The sequence below is a fragment of the Arthrobacter sp. CP30 genome, from assembly GCF_053470025.1.
In genome coordinates this window covers 66,437-82,863 of sequence record NZ_JBQEMM010000001.1, presented here as the reverse complement: position 1 = coordinate 82,863, position 16,427 = coordinate 66,437, and the positions used below count along the sequence as shown (strand labels likewise).

Below are 16,427 nucleotides of genomic sequence, written 5' to 3'. Positions count from 1 at the left end.
GTCGTTACAAACATATTAGCTTTTCGCCGGGAGTCAAGCAGCAATCCGACGTCAGGTTCCGGGCGCCTGGACGCTGGCGCGCTGGACGAGCCGGGTGGACAGCTCGATGCGGGGGCTCTCCACCGCGTCGCCGCGGATCAACCGGACCAGCGTCCGGGCGGCCAGCGTGCCCATGTCGGAGAGGGGCTGGCGGATGGTCGTCAGGGGAGGGGAGGCCCAGCCGGCTTCGGGCAGGTCGTCGAAGCCCACCACGCTGAGGTCGTCGGGGATGCGCAGTCCCTGCTGCCGTGCGGCCTCGTACACGCCGAGCGCCATCTGGTCGCTCGCCGCGAAGATGGCGCTCGGACGGTCCGGCAGCGCGAGGAGGGCGGTGCCGGCCCTGAAGCCGGAGGCGTAGTCGAAGTCGCCGTCCTGGACGAGGTCCGGGTCCACGGCGATGCCGGCCGCCTCGAGACCGGCGCGGTATCCGTCCAGGCGTGCCCGGCTGCACCAGATCCCCGGGCGCCCCGCCACGAAGCCGATGCGGCGATGATTCTGCTGGATCAGGTATTCCGTGGCGTTCACGGCGCCGGTCCAGTTCGTCGCGCCGATGGTCGGCACCTCCAGGTCGGGCACCCCGGCGGGATCGATCACCACGATCGGAAGGTGAAGCCGCTGCAACTCGGCGTGGAGGAAGGAGTCGAGGTCGGTCGTGACCAGGATGGCTCCGTCGCTGGGCCGGGCGCCCAGCGTGTCGAGCCACTTGCGGGTCGAGTCCGCGCTGCCGCGGCGGTGGATCGCCGAGACGACGACGGAGAGTCCCTCGCTGTTGAGCGCTTCTTCCACCCCGCGGATGATCTCCACCGCCCACGGGCTGTCCAGGTCGTTGAAGACGAGGTCGACCAGCCCGGACGGCGCGGCGACGACGGCACCACGGCGTCGGTAGCCGGACTCACGCAGCAACGCCTCGACGCGTTCGCGGGTGCCGGAGGCGACGTCGGACCTGCCGTTGAGGACGCGGGAGACCGTCGGTACCGAGACGCCTGCAGCGGCTGCGATGGCAGAGATGGTCACCGCGGGTTGGGCATTGTCCTGCACATCGTCCTCCCTGGGAACACCGAAGAGGCATCAGCGCACCCCCGTAGCCATCTTCGACAGCACCCTTGACGTTCCGGGTGCGATGTTCCTAACCTACAGCAACGGTCTTTCCGGAAACTTCCGGAAAATTCTGATCACAGTATCGGTAGCCGCACCTCAGGTACCTCAAAGGAGAGCTCATGCAGGTCCGTTCATCCATCGCCGCCGCAGTCCTCGCGTCGACCATGATCCTTCCCCTGGCACTGCCCGCCCACGCCGCATCCCAGCCCTCACGGTCCCCAGGGATCGAGAAGGGAATGGAGAAGCGGATCGGGAAAGGAGACGACAAGAAGGACACCCTGCGCTGGGTCGCGCCGAAGGACCTCAGGATCGGCACCGCCGTGGCGGGCGGCGGACACCACGAGACGCAGCCCTATCCCGACCCGTTCACCTTCGACCAGGAGTACCGCGGACGCCTCGCGGCCGAGTTCAACTCCGTCTCCCCGGAGAACCAGCTCAAGTGGGAGTTCGTCCACCCGGAACAGGGCACCTACCGGTTCGCCGAGATGGACGCCATCGTGCAGTTCGCCCAGGCCAACAAGCAGGTGGTCCGCGGGCACACCCTCTTCTGGCACAGCCAGAACCCGGAGTGGCTCGAGGAGGGGAACTTCACGAAGGAGGAGCTGCGGGCCATCCTGAAGGACCACATCCAGACCGTGGTCGGGCGCTATGCGGGCAGGATCCAGCAGTGGGACGTCGCCAACGAGATCTTCAACGACAACGGGACCCTGCGCACCACCGACAACATCTGGATCCGCGAGCTGGGTCCGGAGATCATCGCCGACGCGTTCCGCTGGGCGCACGAGGCGGATCCGAAGGCCAGGCTCTTCTTCAACGACTACGGCGTCGAGGGCGTCAACGCGAAGAGCAACGCCTACCTCGAGCTGATCCCGCGCCTGCAGGCCGAGGGCGTACCGGTGGACGGATTCGCCATCCAGGGGCACCTGAGCACGCGCTACGGCTTCCCGGGAGACCTGCAGGCGAATCTGCAGCGTTTCGACGACCTGGGACTGGAGACCGCGATCACGGAGATCGACGTCCGCATGGACGTCGCGGCCGGCACCGAGCCGACCGCCGCGCAGCTCGCCACCCAGGCGGGCTACTACCAGCGGGCCCTCGAGGCCTGCGTGTCGGTCGAGGAATGCAACTCCTTCACCATCTGGGGCTTCACGGACAAGTACTCCTGGGTCCCCGTCTTCTTCACCGGTGAGGGCGAAGCCACCGTCATGGAGGACGACTTCACCCGCAAGCCCGCCTACTACGTACTGCAGGACACGCTCGAGCAGGCGTCCCCGGGACGCGGCAACCGCTAGTCGAGCACTGCGGGGCGGGCGCGGAGGGGGACCGCGCCCGCCCCGCACAGGTATCACCCGCAGCACCCGTGCGTGACCATCGCACCCCCACCGCCGCGTTCCGCGGCTGCTGTCCGGTTCCCGCGGGGGCCGGACGCACGACGAAGGAGAACCATGAGACAACGACGTCTGATCGCAGGCGCCACGGCCTTCGGGCTGATGGCCGGGGCCGGAGCCCTCACGCTCCCGGCCGCGCAGGCCGCCGACCCCGATGAGCCCACCGTGATCCTCAGTGAGGACTTCGAGGACGGCGATCCCGGCCCCCTCGTGCAGAACGGTGCCGCCACCCTGTCCGTCGTCGAGGACGGCGGCGACAAGGCCCTCCTCGTGACCGGCCGTGCCAACGACTACGACGGCATCAAGACGCCTGCGAACCTGCTGCAGGCGGGCGGCACCTACACGTTCTCCGCGCAGCTGAAGCTGGCGTCCGCACCGGGTACGACAGCCTCGGCCCGCTTCGTCGTCGAACCCGCGTACAGCTGGGTCGGCAACACCACCGTCTCGGCCGACGCCTGGACCACGGTCTCCGGCACCTTCACCGCACCCGCCGGCGCCGATCCCGCCACGCTGCGGGCCTACCTCGGCACCGCGGACCTCGGCGCGCCCTACGACTACCTGGTGGACGACGTCGTGATCACCGGCACGGCGGCATCCGCCGACGGCGGCACCTGGCAGCCGACCCCTGACCCCGCCTTCGTCCCGGGCGGTGCGGGCAACCCCACGAGCACGCCCGTCGCCGCTGCGCGCGGCACCGGGAACGCCGTCGCCCTCACCTTCGACGACGGTCCCAATCCGGGGGAGACCAACGCCGTGCTCGATCTCCTCCGGGACAGCGGCATTACCGCGACCTTCTGCATCATCGGCCAGAACGTGCAGGCCGAGGGCGGCGCCGACCTGCTGCGCCGGATCGTCGCCGAGGGGCACACGCTCTGCAACCACGGGACGTCCTATGCGGACATGGGATCGTGGACCCAGGGCCAGGTGGAGACGGACCTCAAGGAGAACCTCCGCATCATCCGCGCCGCCGTCGGCGATCCGGCCCAGCCGGTGCCCTACTTCAGGGCACCGAACGGCAGCTGGGGTGCCACCGGCGAGGTGGCTGCCGCGCTCGGCATGCAGCCGCTCGGGCTCGGCAACGTCATCTTCGACTGGGACGGCAACGATCTCGGCGAGGAGACCCTGACGGCGAACCTCCGCGCAGCCTTCACACCCGGCGCGGTGGTGCTCGCCCACGACGGCGGCGGAGACCGGTCGAACACCGTTGACGCCGTGGCGACGGTCGTGGGCGAGAAGCTGGCCGAGGGCTGGACCTTCACGCTCCCGCAGGGTGGGGCAGCGGCTGCCACGGCGGGGATCACCTCCGGGTTCGAGACCGGCACGGACGGCTGGACCGCCCGGGGCGACGGCGTCTCGGTCACCACCGCGACCGATGCCCGCACCGGGACCGGCAGCCTGCTGGTCACCGGCCGCACGCAGCCCTGGCACGGTGCGGCGCTCGATGTCACGGCGGGCCTTCCCGTCGGCGTCGCCGTCGAGGTGTCGGTGTGGGCGAGGCTCGCGCCCGGGCAGCAGCCGGCCTCCCTCAAGGTCTCGGTGCAGCGCGACAACGGCGGCGGCAGTGCCTACGACGGCGTCGCCGGCGCGGGCGCGTCCGTCACGGCCGACGGCTGGACGGAGCTGAAGGGCACGTACACGCTCGGCGCTGCGGCCGACACGGCGCAGGTCTATGTCGAGGGCCCCCGCCGGGGTCGACTTCCTGCTCGACGACTTCAGCCTGGCACCGTTCGCCGAGACGCCGATCCAGGCGGACGTGCCGGCGCTGAAGGACGTGCTCGGCAGCCAGGGGATCGAGCACGTCGGCGTGGCGATCGACGCGCGCGAGACGGTGGGTGCCGCAGCCGACCTGCTCCGCAAGCACCACAACGCCTTCACCCCCGAGAACGCCGGGAAGCCGGAGAGCGTGCAGCCGGTGGAGGGGCGGTTCACCTTCACCCAGCTGGACCAGCTGCTCGATTTCGCGGACGAGAACGACGTCGAGGTGTACGGGCACGTCCTGGCCTGGCACTCCCAGACCCCGGCCTGGTTCTTCAGGGACGGTGACCGCGACCTCACGAACAGCCCGGCGGACCAGGCGCTGCTGAAGGCGCGCATGGAGGCCCACATCAAGGGGATCGCGGACCACATCGATGCGCGGTATCCCGACGGTGACAGTCCCATCTGGGCCTGGGACGTGGTGAACGAGGTCATCGCGGACGGCGACACGGCCAACCCCCACGACATGCGGGACAGCCGCTGGTTCCAGGTCCTCGGCGAGGGCTTCGTCGACGAGGCCTTCCGCCTCGCCGACCGGTACTTCCCCGACGCGGAGCTGTTCATCAACGACTACAACACGGAGATGCCCGAGAAGCGTGCCGACTACCTCGACCTCATCGGGGCCCTGCAGGCACGGTCCGTCCCGATCGACGGCGTGGGGCACCAGGCCCACGTCGATGTCGCCCGGCCCGTGCAGTGGCTGGAGGATTCCATCGAGGCCATCGAGGCCGTCGAGGCACTCGATCCCACCCTCCTGCAGGCGATCACCGAGCTGGACGTCAACGCTTCCACCGAGAACCAGGGAGCCGACGTCAGCGGTGCTCCGGTGGATCCGTACAGCCCCGCCTTCCGGGACGACGCCGATGCTGCTGCGGAGGTCGGCTACTACTATCGGGACCTGTTCGCGATGCTCACGGACCACGCCGACTCGGTGGAGTCCGTGACGTTCTGGGGCATCAGCAACGCGCGCACCTGGCTGCGGACGTGGCCGATGGCACGCCCCTGGGAGCAGCCCCTTCCGTTCGACGACGACCTGCAGGTCACACCGGCCTACTGGGGCATCGTCGATCCGTCACGGCTGCCGGCCCGCCCGGCCGACGTCCTGCCCCCGCGCATCGCGGTCTCCCCGGACGTCACGGCGGTGTCCAACGGCGCCAGCGGGGCGAAGGTGACCTACGCCCTGCCGTCCGCCATCGACACGCTCGACGGCGTGGTGCCCCTCGACTGCGCACCGGCGTCGGGATCCCGCTTCCGCATCGGCACCACGACGGTCACGTGCACGGCGACGGACGAGGCGGGGAACACCCGGACCAGCTCCTTCGACGTCGTCGTGACGCGCAAGGTGCCCGGGAAGCCCTGAGCCTGCCCGCCCCCGGCACGACGAAGCCCCCGTCCTCCTCGAAGAGGGCGGGGGCTTCGTCGTGAGCCGTGGCCGGCTTTCCGCAGGGTGCGCTTCCTCCCACCGGCGGAGGCCGGTGGGAGGAAGCCTCTCCGCCCAGCGACCGGAGCCGGTCGGTGGGCGGAACGGCGAGGCGGACCGGCCCCGTCGTCGGTGGGCGGAACGGCGAGCCGGACCGCCTGTACCCAGGGATCGGAGCTGGTTGGTGGGTGAAACGGCGAGGCGGAACGCCCTCGCTCGGATGCGCCGTTCCGCAGCGGATCGAGCCACGGACCGGCAGGTGCGTCAGGCGTAGGCGCCGAGCAGCCGCACCGATCCGCCGTCGACGCCCTTGGCTCCCTGCACGTAGTCGGGGCCGTCGGTACTCCCGCTGCCCGCGACCTGCACGCTGCCCATGACCCAGGAGGGCACGCCGGCTGCGCCGAGCTGGGCCAGCGCGGCATCGGCTCCGTCGGCGCCGACGATCGCGACCATCCCGACGCCGAGGTTGAGCGTGCGCTCGAGGTCGGGCAGGGGCACGGAGCCGAGCTGCGAGACCAGCGTGAAGACGGCGGGAAGCTCCCAGGTGGAGCGGTCCACCGTGGCTTCGAGCCCCCGGGGCAACACGCGCGCGAGGTTCGCGGCGAGGCCGCCCCCGGTGACGTGGCTGAACCCGTGCACCTGCGCGTCGTCGTTGCGGGCGAGCGCGAGGCAGTCGGCGGCGTAGATCCGTGTGGGCTCCAGCAGTTCCTCACCGAGGGTGCGGCCGAGCTCGGAGACCTGGCGGTCGAGCGCCCAGCCGGCCTGGTTGATGACCCGGCGGACCAGGGAGTAGCCATTGGAGTGGAGGCCCGAGGACGCCATGCCGATGACGACGTCGCCCGCCCGCACACGCTCCGGGCCCAGGACGCGGTCGGCCTCGACGACTCCGGTCGCCGCACCGGCGACGTCGTACTCGTGCTCACCGAGCAGGCCCGGATGCTCGGCCGTCTCGCCGCCCACCAGCGCGGTGCCGGCGAGGGAGCAGCCGGCCGCGATGCCGCGGACGATATCGGCGATCCGCTCCGGGACCACCTTGCCGCAGGCGATGTAGTCGGTCATGAACAGCGGCTCGGCACCCACCACCACGATGTCGTCCACGACCATGCCCACGAGATCGAACCCGATGGTGTCGTGGATGTCCATGGCCTGCGCGATCGCGACCTTGGTGCCCACGCCGTCCGTCGACGTCGCGAGCAGCGGCCGCGTGTAGGTGAGGAGCCGGGACACGTCGAAGAGCCCGGCGAAGCCGCCCACCCCGCCGATGACCTGCTCGCCGTGCGTGGCCCGCACCGCGTCCTTCATGAGCTCGACGGCGCGGTCACCCGCCTCGACGTCCACTCCGGCACTGGCGTACGTGATGGGGAGGCTCATACCCGTTCCTTCTTGTCTTCGGCGGTCAGGACGGCTTCGAACTCGGCGTCGGGCCCGGGATCGCAGCCGGTGGCGCCGGACTTGTCGGCGGGGTCCAGGCGCTCCAGGAGGTTCTTGCCGAGGCGGTCGCCGTCGGGCAGTTCGATGGGGTAGACCCCCGTGAAGCAGGCGGTGCAGAGGCGCTCCCGGGGCTGCTGCGTGGCGTCGATCATGCCGTCCTCGGAGATGTACGCGAGGCTGTCGGCGCCGATCGAGGCGCTGATCTCGTCGATCGCCGCGCCGTTGGCGATCAGTTCCGCGCGCGAGGCGAAGTCGATGCCGTAGAAGCAGGGCCAGCGCACGGGCGGCGAGGAGATCTTGACGTGGACCTCCGCGGCACCGGCCTCGCGGAGCATGCGGACGACGGCGCGCTGGGTGTTGCCGCGGACGATCGAGTCGTCGACGACGATGATGCGCTTGCCGCGGATGACGGACTCGAGGGCGTTGAGCTTCAGCCGGATGCCGAGCTGGCGCAGCGTCTGGCTGGGCTGGATGAAGGTGCGGCCCACGTAGGCGTTCTTCACGAAACCGTGGGCGAAGGGGATGCCGGACTCCTCGGCGAAGCCGACCGCGGCGGGGGTCCCGGACTCGGGGACGGGGATCACGATGTCTCCCGGGGCGGAGTTCTCGCGCGCCAGCTGCCGGCCCATCTCGACGCGGGACTCGTAGACCGACCGGCCCGCGATCGCGGCGTCGGGCCGCGCGAGGTAGACGTACTCGAAGACGCACCCCGCGGCGGTCGGGGTGGCGAAGCGGCTGCTGCGCACGCCGTCCTCGTCGATGGCGATGAACTCGCCGGGCTCGATCTCGCGGATGTAGCTGGCGCCGACGGTGGCGAGCGCCGCCTGCTCGGAGGCGACCACCCAGCCGCGCTCGAGCCGGCCGAGGACGAGGGGCCGGACGCCGTGGGCATCGCGCGCCGCGTACAGCGTGCCCTCGTCCATGAAGACGAAGCAGAACGCGCCGCGGATGCTCGGCAGGAGCTCCATGGCGGTCTCCTCGAGGGAGCGGCCGTCGTTCCCGCCGAGCAGCGCGGTCACCAGCGCCGTGTCGGTGGTGTTGCCCTGCGCCAGCTCGCCCGCGCGGGGCTTGCCATGACGGTCCAGCACCATCTGGTACAGCTCCGCGGAATTGGTGAGGTTGCCGTTGTGGGCGAGGGCCACGGTGCCGGCGGCGGTGGCGCCCAGGGTGGGCTGGGCATTGGCCCAGTGGGAGGATCCGGTGGTGGAGTACCGGCAGTGCCCGACGGCGATGTGCCCGGTCAGGGTGTTCAGGGTGGACTCGTCGAAGACCTGGGACACCAGGCCCATGTCCTTGTAGACGTTGATCCGCCGGCCGTCGCTGGTCGCGATGCCCGCCGATTCCTGGCCCCGGTGCTGCAGCGCGTACAGACCGTAGTAGGTGAGTTTGGCGACCTCCTCACCGGGCGCCCAGACGCCGAAGACGCCGCAGGCATCCTGGGGTCCTTTTTCGCCGGGGAGAAGATCGTGGGAGAGTTGTCCGTCGCCGCGCACCATGGGCCCATTCTCTCACGGCACGCAATGGCGCCCGCGCGGTGGGAAGGGGGCGTACGGCCTCAGGCGCCGTCGTCGTAGGTGCGCTGGGCGCGTGCCCGTTCCGCCCGCTTGACGCTGCGGCGATCGACGACCAGCACCAGGAGTGCCGCCAGGAGCACCCCCGGCAGGGCGAAGGCGATGGTGAAGAAGCCGAGGATCGATTCGCGCGTCAGCGTGGGATCGACCGGTCCCGTGTAGGCGACGACGAGGGCCGCTAGGAATCCGAGGATCGCCCCGACCGCCATGAAGGGCACGAACTTCGGCGCCCTGCGGACGGTCACCTCACGATAGGCGGGGGAACCGGGTGATGCGGGCGAGTCGGCCGATCCGGGCGAGGCCGTGGTACCGGATGCCCCATCGGGCTGCACGACCGGCGTCGCCTCGCGGTCGGCAGGGCTCGGCTGCCCGTCCGCCGGCACGGCACCGCGGGTCTCGGGCTGCTCTGGGGTGCCGTGCGGCGAGGGGTGCTCGGAGGTCATGCGTCAAGGCTAGCGGGCGTCAGCGCTGCCGCTCGACGAGCTGGTAGCCGGCCTCGTCGAAGACCGTCGTGTAGTCGGTGCCGGGATAGTGCTGCTCCGCGTGGGCCTCGGCGTCGGCCGGCCGGACGGGACCCCAGCTCCAGTCCTCGGCGTCGACGATCAGGTAGTCCGGTGCCGGGTTGGTGTTGCCGAGCCAGTACACCCGGGTGTCCGGGACGAGGTAGGCCATGAGGACCACGCCGGACTCGACCGTCGCGCCGCGGGGGATGAGGTCCATCATGCGGTGCGCCGGGTCCCAGCGCTCCGACTGCCGATAGGTGGCCGGTTCGGCGAGCACGGCGAACTTCTGCGTGGGCAGCAGGACCAGGGCGGCCGCGACGGCGCTGGGGACACCGATGAGCGCGATCGCCCGGACCCATCCGCGCCTGCTCCTGCGCAGCGTGTGCACGGCGTCGACGAGGGCCAGGAACAGGACCGGCATGAGGACGGCGCTGTAGTGCCACTCCGGCCCCCAGTAGCCCTCCTGGCCCGAGGCGAACCTCCACAGCAGGGTGGGGAGCAGGACCAGGCTCAGCGAGGACCGCAGGACCACGAAGCCACCGGCGAGGAGGAGCAGCAGGAGCGTCTCGTGCTTGGGCGCGCCGGACACGAGGTCGATGACGGCGCCGGCGGGATCGGCGATCATCCCGCCGACGTCGATCCGGTCCGAGTAGTCGTACTGGCCCGTCGCGTTCAGTGCGGGCAGGATCAGGCGGACCGAGATGATCAGCCACAGCGCACCCCAGACCGAGAGCCAGAGCCCTGCCGCCGTCCGCAATCGCCACGCGATGACGAGGCCCAGTGCGATCACCGTCAGGCCGAGATCCTCCTTCACGAAGACCAGGGTGCCGCCCCAGAGGACGGCCGGCAGCACGCGTCGCCGCAGCAGCGCCTCGAGGCTGAGGGCGAGGAGCGGCACTGCGACGGCGATCTCGTGGAACTGGGCGGCGACGGCCGACTGCAGGCCCCAGGACAGCGCATAGGCGACGCCCACGGCCATGCCTGCGAGGGGGGAGACGAGGCGCATGCCGGCCCGGGTGACCACGGCGACGGACAGCCCGAACAGGAGGTTCTGCACCATCAGCAGGGTGAGGCCCGACGGCGCCAGGGCGTAGGCCGGCGCGAGGAGCACGAGCAGGGGGTGGAAGTGATCGCCGAGGAGGTTGAACCCCTCGCCCTTGATCGGCACGATCGGGGCGTCGAGGCCCGCGTACGCCTTCGCGAGCTGCGTGAAGATCCCGAGATCCCACGACGGCGCGTCGAGCAGGTTCCACTGGGTGACGGAGAAGACGCTGTAGAGGACGGCGGCGGCCAGGCCGACGAGCCAGGCTCCGGGGGGCTGGCGGCGCACGGCGGAGGCGGCAGCGGTCCGGACGCGGCGGAGCCGGTCCCGGGGGCCGCCCGCTGCCGGTGCGTTCCGTCTGGCGATCGCGCCGGTCGGCGTGGCGCGTCCTGCGGTGGACGCCGTCGTGCGCCGGTCCTGCGTGTCGGGGCCCGGGCCCCCGCCCTGCACGGGGACGTTCATGCCTGGCGCCCGAAGAGCGGCAGCCACGCGCTCAGGTCTGCGCGCTGCCCCGACGCCGCGACCTTCCCGGCGGCGACGGCCTCGGGCCAGGTGACCGTCCCGCCCACGAGGGCCAGCCAGGTAGTGGCGTCGGTCTCGACGACGTTGGGCGGGGTCCCCCGCGTGTGGCGGGGGCCGGCGACGCACTGTGTCACGCCGAACGGCGGCACGCGCACCTCGACGCTGTTGCCGGGCGCCAGCTCGGCGAGCTCCTCGAGCGTGAAGCGCACCGCCGTGGCGAGCTCCGGCCTGCCGCCGGTCCCCGCCGCAACGGAGGCGAGGGCGTCCCGTCCGTCCTCGCCCGTGATGCGTCGCCGTGCCATGGTCCGGGAGCCCTAGTCGAGGAGAGCCATGACCGGGGCCGCGAGGCGCAGGCTGCCGACGGGCCGCCCGCCACCGAAGACCGGCGGGACGACCTTCTCGAGCACCGCGCCGACCTTCTCGGCGTCGATGGCTCCCGAGGCGGCGAAGAGCGTGAGGCCCACCAGGGTTGCGGCGCGGTTGTTACCGTCCAGGACCTTCAGGGCCAGCGATGCGCCTGTTCGCGCTCCGAGGACGAGGACTCCCTCGGCGCCGCTCTTGGCGACGACTCCGAGGTCCTCCATGACCACGGAGTTCTCCATGCCCTCGCCGTGGACCGCCCAGGGGTAGTCGAGCATGGCTGTCGCGATCGTCGCGGCGCGGGCATCGGCGTGCTTGTCCGACGGTGCCCGGGACACCTTCCCGATCCCGCGGGCGAGCCCGGTCAGCGAGACCGCGGCCACGGGAGCGCCGCAGCCGTCCACGCCCCAGGCCGCGACGGACTCCCCGGTGTACTCCTGGATGACCGAGGCCACGGAGCGCTGGAGCGGGTGGGACGGCTCGAGGTAGGTGGAGGTGTCCCAGCCGTTCTCGGTGCAGGCCCACAGGAAGGCCGCGTGCTTGCCCGAGCAGTTGAACGCGATGCGCTGCTTGCCTTTCCCCGCACGGACGAGGTCGTTGCGGGCCTGCTCGTCCTGCGGCCAGTCCTCGGGGCACTGCAGGTGCTCCTCGGTCACCCCGGCGGCGTCGAGCATGGTGCGCACCACGTCCATGTGCTCGTTGCTCGCGACATGGCTCGCGGCGGCGAGGGCCACCTGCGGGCCACGCAGCGGGACGCCCGCCTTCATGCTCGCGAGGGCCTGGAACGGCTTGAGCGTCGACCGCGGGAAGATCGGGCTGGTGATGTCCCCGAGTTCCGTCACCACGGAGCCGTCCGCAGCGAGGACGACGGCGGCACCCACGTGGCGGGATTCGATGAAGCCGTTGCGTTCGAGGACGGCGAAGTCCACGGCGTCAGCCGTAGTGAAGGTGGAGGGCATGATCCCAGTATTCCCTATCGCTCCGGCCGGTCGGCCGAGTCCGGCGGGGCGAACTGCGCCCACCGGAGGGAACGGTTCATCCGGTGGGCGCAGATCGTGTGGAGCGACGTGCTCCTGGCTCATGGGTGCCGGGTGGCCTAGGTGACGGTGAACTGGACCGACTGCCATCCGGACGCGCCGTTCGGTACCGTGTCCGCCCGTTCTTCGGTCTGCAGGCCGTCCACCGCGTCCGTGGCCCGCGCCTTGACGGTGTGCAGCCCCGATTCGAGCGTGAGTTCGTGCGACCACTGCCGCCAGGTGTCCACCGACGCCTCGGCAGCGAGGGTGACTTCCTCCCAGGCGCCGTTGTCGACGGACACCTCGACCTTCGTGATCCCCCGCTGCTGGGACCAGGCGACACCACCGATCATGACGGTGCCGGCCTCGAAGGAGGCGAAGGACTGCGGGACCTCGACGCGCGCCATGGTCTTGATGGGTCCCATCTCGGACCAGCCGCGGTCGGTCCAGTAGGCCGTCCGGTCCGCGAAGCGTGTGACCTCGAGGTCGACGACCCACTTGGTCGCCGAGACGTAGCCGTAGAGGCCGGGGACCACCATGCGGACGGGGAAGCCGTGTTCCACGGGCAGGGGCTCGCCGTTCATGGCGACGGCCAGCATGGCGTCGCGGTCGTCCTGGAGCACGGGCAGGGGAGTGGAGGCACTGAAGCCGTCGGAACTGGTGGAGAGCACCATGTCCGCGCCGTCGAGCGGCCTGGCCCGGGCGAGGACCTCACGGAGCGGGTAGCCGAGCCACTTCGCGTTGCCGGCGAGATAGCCGCCCACAGGATTCGACACGCAGGTGAGGGTGACATGGCGCTCGATCAGGTCGGCGTCGAGGAGGTCCTGGAACGTGAGTTCGAACTCCTCCTCCACCATGCCGTGCACGCGGAGCACCCAGTCGTCGGTGGTCAGCTGGGGCACGCTCAACGCGGTGTCGATCCGGTAGAAGTCGCCGTTCGGGGTGACGAAGGGTGTCACGCCCTCCACGGGTGACTGGACACCGGCCGGAAGTGCGGGTGCGGCGCTCGCGGGTGCGGGGAACTGCAGCCCGTCCCGAACGGCGGCGATGTTGTTGCGTGCGCCGGAGAGCAGCCGTCCGCCGCCGGCCGCCGCAGCGGCGATCACCGCGGTGATGCCGGCTGCGGCGAAGAAGCCGCGGCGCGACGTGCTGCCGGCCGTGCCACCGGTCGTGGGCCGTGCCGCGGTCGCGACGGAACCCCGGGCGCCGTCGTGCTCGGACGAGACCTCGCGGGCCTCCGTCACGGTGACGCCATCGCCCCGCGAGGAGCCCCGGGTGTCGGTCCCGGCCACGTCGGCCCTGCCCGTCGTCGGTGTGGCGGGAGCAGCGGCGTGGCGGAGCCGGGCGATCAGCCAGCGGAGCGCCAGCAGGCCCGCGGCCGTGCCGACCAGCGTGGGGACGGCATCCGGGAGTGAGGCTCCGGCCCGGGTGAGGACGCACGCGATGATGATCGCGCCCATGAAGGCCACGCCGGCGACCCCGAGGGCCCACCTGCGGAAGGCGAGGATACCGAGCACCGCCGCCAGCAGCGTGATGGTGACGCCCATGCCGACCAGCAGCGCCAGCTTGTCATTGGTGCCGAAGGTCTCGATCGCGAAATCCTTCATCCACGGCGGCGTGAAGTCGATGAAGGTGGACCCCATCGCGATGACGGGAGTGGCGCTGGCCCGGAAGAAGGCTCCGACGAGCTCGGCGACACCGAGCACCACGCCGGCCGCGATGATGCCGGCAAGCGCGGCGAGGAGGGAGAGGCCGCGGCGGGGCTTGGTGGAGTTGCTCATGTGAGGTATTCGGAGAGGGCGCTGGACAGTATGGGTAGGCGGGCCTCCCGTAACAGGGGCGACCCAGTGGGTGGGCCCGGACGCCTCCAGTACGCTGTCCTACTGTGAAGGTTCTAGTGCTGGGCCCCGGCGGCCGCGAACATGCCATCGTCCGGGCCTTGCTGGCCGATCCGTTCGTCCGCGAGGTGCATGCGGCTCCCGGCAACGCGGGGATCGCGGCGGACGTGCCCACGCACGACGTCGATGCCGGCTCGCCGGGAGTCGTCGTCGACCTGGCCCGCTCGCTCGGGTCGGACCTCGTGGTGATCGGGCCGGAGGCGCCGCTGGCGGCCGGGGTGGCCGATGCACTGCTCGACGCCGGCATCCCCGTCTTCGGGCCCACGAGGGCCGCGGCACAGCTCGAGGCGTCGAAGGCCTTCGCGAAGCAGGTCATGGCCGCTGCGGGCGTCCCCACCGCCATGGCGCGAGTCGCCGCGACCGACGAGGAGGCCGGCGAGGCGCTCTGCACGTTCGGTGCCCCGTACGTGGTGAAGGACGACGGCCTCGCCGCCGGCAAGGGGGTCGTGGTCACCGACGACCTCGACGAGGCCCGCGCCCACGCGTCCGAGTGCTTCCGTGCAGGCGGCACCGTGGTCATCGAGGAGTACCTCGACGGCCCCGAGGTGTCCCTGTTCGTCCTCTCCGACGGCCGGACCGTCGTCCCGCTCGCTCCGGCGCAGGACTTCAAACGCATCAACGACGGCGACCAGGGCCCGAACACGGGTGGCATGGGTGCCTACTCGCCCCTGGAATGGGTGCCGGCCGGTCTCGTCGACGAGGTCCTGACGCGCGTGGCGCAGCCGGTCATCGACGAGATGGCGCACCGCGGCACGCCCTTCGCGGGTGTCCTCTACGTGGGGCTGGCCCTGACCTCGCGCGGCATGCGCGTGATCGAGTTCAACGCGCGGTTCGGTGACCCCGAGACACAGGCCGTCCTCGCCCGGCTCACCACGCCGCTCGGCGGGGTGCTGCTCGCCGCGGCGAAGGGGACCCTCGACCAGATCGACCCCCTGAACTGGTCGCCGAAGACCGCTGTCGCCGTGGTCCTCGCGTCGGAGAACTACCCGGACACCCCGGTGACCGGTCGCCGCGTCCGCGGGCTGCGGAAGGCCGCGAAGGTCGACGGCGCCCACGTGCTCCACGCCGGCACGGCGGAGCGGGACGGCAAGGTGGTGAGCTCCGGGGGCCGTGTACTCGCCGTCGTCGGACTCGGGGACTCCCTCGAGGACGCGCGCTCCACCGCCTACGAAGGACTCGCACTGATCGATCTCGAGGGCGGGCAGTACCGGACGGACATCGCGCTGAAGGCGGCGCGCGCCGAGGTGTCCGTCACCGGACCGGCGGCGGCGACCGCATGAGCACCTTCGCCCCCGCGCACCCCGAGCTCCCGGGCTGGCGGCACGTCTACTCGGGCAAGGTCCGGGACCTGTACGAGCCCGAGGACGGGCGCGACGACGTCGTCCTGGTGGTCGCGAGCGACCGCATCAGCGCGTACGACCACGTGCTCGCCACGGAGATCCCCGACAAGGGCCGCGTGCTGACGCAGCTGAGCCTCTGGTGGTTCGAGCGGCTCGCGGGGATCCCGAACCATGTCATCGCGTCCGACGCCGCCGGGGGAGTGCCCGCCGCGGTCGAGGGGCGGGCCATGATCTGCCGGAAGCTCGCCATGTACCCCATCGAGTGCATCGCGCGCGGCTACCTCACCGGCAGCGGCCTGCTGGAGTACCGGGCGTCCGGGACGGTGTGCTCGCTGCCGCTGCCCGACGGCCTCGTGGACGGCTCGCGCCTGGAACCCGCGCTCTTCACACCGTCGGCGAAGGCCGAGGTGGGGGAGCACGATGAGAACATCACGTACGACGCCGTCGTCATGACCGTGGGCGACGACGCCGCGGCCGAGCTCCGGACCCTGACGCTCGGGATCTACACGCGGGCCGGGACGATCGCACGGGAGCGGGGGATCATCCTCGCGGACACGAAGGTGGAGTTCGGCCTGGACCCGGCCACCGGCGCCATCACCCTCGGCGACGAGGTCCTGACCCCCGATTCCTCGCGCTTCTGGGACGCTGCCCTGTACGCGCCCGGGCAGGCGCAGCCCTCGTTCGACAAGCAGTTCGTCCGCGACTGGCTGACGTCCGACGACGCCGCCTGGGACCGCTCCGGTGAGCCGCCCGCACTGCCCGCGGACGTCGTCGAGCGCACACGCGCCCGCTACATCGAGGCGTACGAGCGCCTGACGGGCCGCACGTTCGCCTGAGGCTCCTGACGGCGTCGGGCTCCGCGCCGGCTCTCCCCGGGCGACGCGCGCCGTCGTTCACGCTTCTTCCGGCTCCGTGCTGCCCAGGACGGCGTGCCGGTCAACGACACGCCCTCCACCCGCCGAGAGGTGTGGACGAGCGTCCGATCGTTGATGGGTCCGGGATGGTTCCCGGGGACGATGGCCGTGACCCGAGCGTTATGGGTGA

General features: G+C 71.3%; 12 protein-coding genes and 1 pseudogene. 5 read left to right on the top strand and 8 right to left on the bottom strand.

Annotated features, from left to right (window positions below; genetic code table 11):
- Positions 1-51 precede the first annotated feature (51 nt).
- A complete protein-coding gene (locus ACTIMO_RS00365; RefSeq protein WP_235498652.1) occupies positions 52-1,053 on the bottom strand; it encodes a LacI family DNA-binding transcriptional regulator in 1,002 nt (333 codons plus the stop codon).
- Positions 1,054-1,256: 203 nt separating this feature from the next.
- Here ACTIMO_RS00365 and ACTIMO_RS00360 point away from each other — a divergent pair, with 203 nt between their 5' ends.
- The 3 genes and pseudogenes from ACTIMO_RS00360 to ACTIMO_RS00350 all read left to right on the top strand — a co-directional run bounded on the left by ACTIMO_RS00360 (position 1,257) and on the right by ACTIMO_RS00350 (position 5,640).
- A complete protein-coding gene (locus tag ACTIMO_RS00360) occupies positions 1,257-2,429 on the top strand; it encodes an endo-1,4-beta-xylanase (protein WP_055767395.1) in 1,173 nt (390 codons plus the stop codon).
- 153 nt (positions 2,430-2,582) lie between these two features.
- A pseudogene (locus tag ACTIMO_RS00355) lies at positions 2,583-4,148 on the top strand (carbohydrate binding domain-containing protein); the annotation flags it as partial.
- 46 nt (positions 4,149-4,194) lie between these two features.
- On the top strand, positions 4,195-5,640 hold the full coding sequence (locus ACTIMO_RS00350) for an endo-1,4-beta-xylanase (RefSeq protein ID WP_448181105.1): 1,446 nt from the start codon (positions 4,195-4,197) through the stop codon (positions 5,638-5,640).
- A gap of 324 nt (positions 5,641-5,964) precedes the next feature.
- On the opposite strand, the gene purM is transcribed toward ACTIMO_RS00350, so the two are convergent.
- The 7 genes from purM to ACTIMO_RS00315 form a co-directional block, all read right to left on the bottom strand.
- Positions 5,965-7,071 carry a phosphoribosylformylglycinamidine cyclo-ligase gene (gene purM, locus ACTIMO_RS00345; protein ID WP_055767397.1) on the bottom strand — a complete coding sequence of 369 codons (1,107 nt, stop codon included), beginning with the start codon at positions 7,069-7,071 and terminating at the stop codon, positions 5,965-5,967.
- A complete protein-coding gene (gene purF, locus ACTIMO_RS00340) occupies positions 7,068-8,627 on the bottom strand; it encodes an amidophosphoribosyltransferase (RefSeq protein ID WP_055767400.1) in 1,560 nt (519 codons plus the stop codon). The genes purM and purF overlap by 4 nt, the downstream gene beginning before the upstream one ends.
- A 59-nt stretch (positions 8,628-8,686) precedes the next feature.
- Positions 8,687-9,145: a hypothetical protein gene (locus tag ACTIMO_RS00335; protein WP_235498653.1), complete on the bottom strand. Its 459-nt coding sequence runs from the start codon at positions 9,143-9,145 to the stop codon at positions 8,687-8,689.
- A gap of 19 nt (positions 9,146-9,164) precedes the next feature.
- Complete coding sequence (locus tag ACTIMO_RS00330) at positions 9,165-10,709, bottom strand: DUF2079 domain-containing protein (RefSeq protein WP_448181104.1); 1,545 nt, start codon at positions 10,707-10,709, stop codon at positions 9,165-9,167.
- On the bottom strand, positions 10,706-11,071 hold the full coding sequence (locus tag ACTIMO_RS00325; protein WP_448181103.1) for a sterol carrier family protein: 366 nt from the start codon (positions 11,069-11,071) through the stop codon (positions 10,706-10,708). The genes ACTIMO_RS00330 and ACTIMO_RS00325 overlap by 4 nt, the downstream gene beginning before the upstream one ends.
- Before the next feature lie 12 nt (positions 11,072-11,083).
- Positions 11,084-12,088 (bottom strand): asparaginase, encoded by a 1,005-nt coding sequence (locus ACTIMO_RS00320; RefSeq protein ID WP_448181102.1) that lies wholly within the window; start codon positions 12,086-12,088, stop codon positions 11,084-11,086.
- 137 nt (positions 12,089-12,225) lie between these two features.
- Entirely contained in the window at positions 12,226-13,926 is a 1,701-nt protein-coding gene (locus ACTIMO_RS00315) for a molybdopterin-dependent oxidoreductase (RefSeq protein ID WP_422390619.1), read from the bottom strand.
- A 104-nt stretch (positions 13,927-14,030) separates the two neighbouring features.
- Between ACTIMO_RS00315 and purD the strand changes: the two genes are divergently transcribed.
- Together purD and ACTIMO_RS00305 are read left to right on the top strand one after the other, a co-directional pair.
- Complete coding sequence (gene purD / locus ACTIMO_RS00310) at positions 14,031-15,323, top strand: phosphoribosylamine--glycine ligase (RefSeq protein WP_055767413.1); 1,293 nt, start codon at positions 14,031-14,033, stop codon at positions 15,321-15,323.
- Complete coding sequence (locus tag ACTIMO_RS00305) at positions 15,320-16,219, top strand: phosphoribosylaminoimidazolesuccinocarboxamide synthase (protein ID WP_448181101.1); 900 nt, start codon at positions 15,320-15,322, stop codon at positions 16,217-16,219. The genes purD and ACTIMO_RS00305 overlap by 4 nt, the downstream gene beginning before the upstream one ends.
- The last annotated feature ends 208 nt before the right edge of the window (positions 16,220-16,427 follow it).

Bases quoted from the DNA above. Each gene is read 5' to 3' on its own strand.
- ACTIMO_RS00330 (WP_448181104.1), bottom strand. From the start codon at position 10,709: ATGAACGTCCCCGTGCAGGGCGGGGGCCCGGGCCCCGACACGCAGGAC.
- purM (WP_055767397.1), bottom strand. From the start codon at position 7,071: ATGAGCCTCCCCATCACGTACGCCAGTGCCGGAGTGGACGTCGAGGCG.
- ACTIMO_RS00335 (WP_235498653.1), bottom strand. From the start codon at position 9,145: ATGACCTCCGAGCACCCCTCGCCGCACGGCACCCCAGAGCAGCCCGAG.
- ACTIMO_RS00360 (WP_055767395.1), top strand. From the start codon at position 1,257: ATGCAGGTCCGTTCATCCATCGCCGCCGCAGTCCTCGCGTCGACCATG.
- ACTIMO_RS00315 (WP_422390619.1), bottom strand. From the start codon at position 13,926: ATGAGCAACTCCACCAAGCCCCGCCGCGGCCTCTCCCTCCTCGCCGCG.
- ACTIMO_RS00325 (WP_448181103.1), bottom strand. From the start codon at position 11,071: ATGGCACGGCGACGCATCACGGGCGAGGACGGACGGGACGCCCTCGCC.
- purF (WP_055767400.1), bottom strand. From the start codon at position 8,627: ATGGTGCGCGGCGACGGACAACTCTCCCACGATCTTCTCCCCGGCGAA.
- ACTIMO_RS00320 (WP_448181102.1), bottom strand. From the start codon at position 12,088: ATGCCCTCCACCTTCACTACGGCTGACGCCGTGGACTTCGCCGTCCTC.
- ACTIMO_RS00350 (WP_448181105.1), top strand. From the start codon at position 4,195: ATGTCGAGGGCCCCCGCCGGGGTCGACTTCCTGCTCGACGACTTCAGC.
- ACTIMO_RS00305 (WP_448181101.1), top strand. From the start codon at position 15,320: ATGAGCACCTTCGCCCCCGCGCACCCCGAGCTCCCGGGCTGGCGGCAC.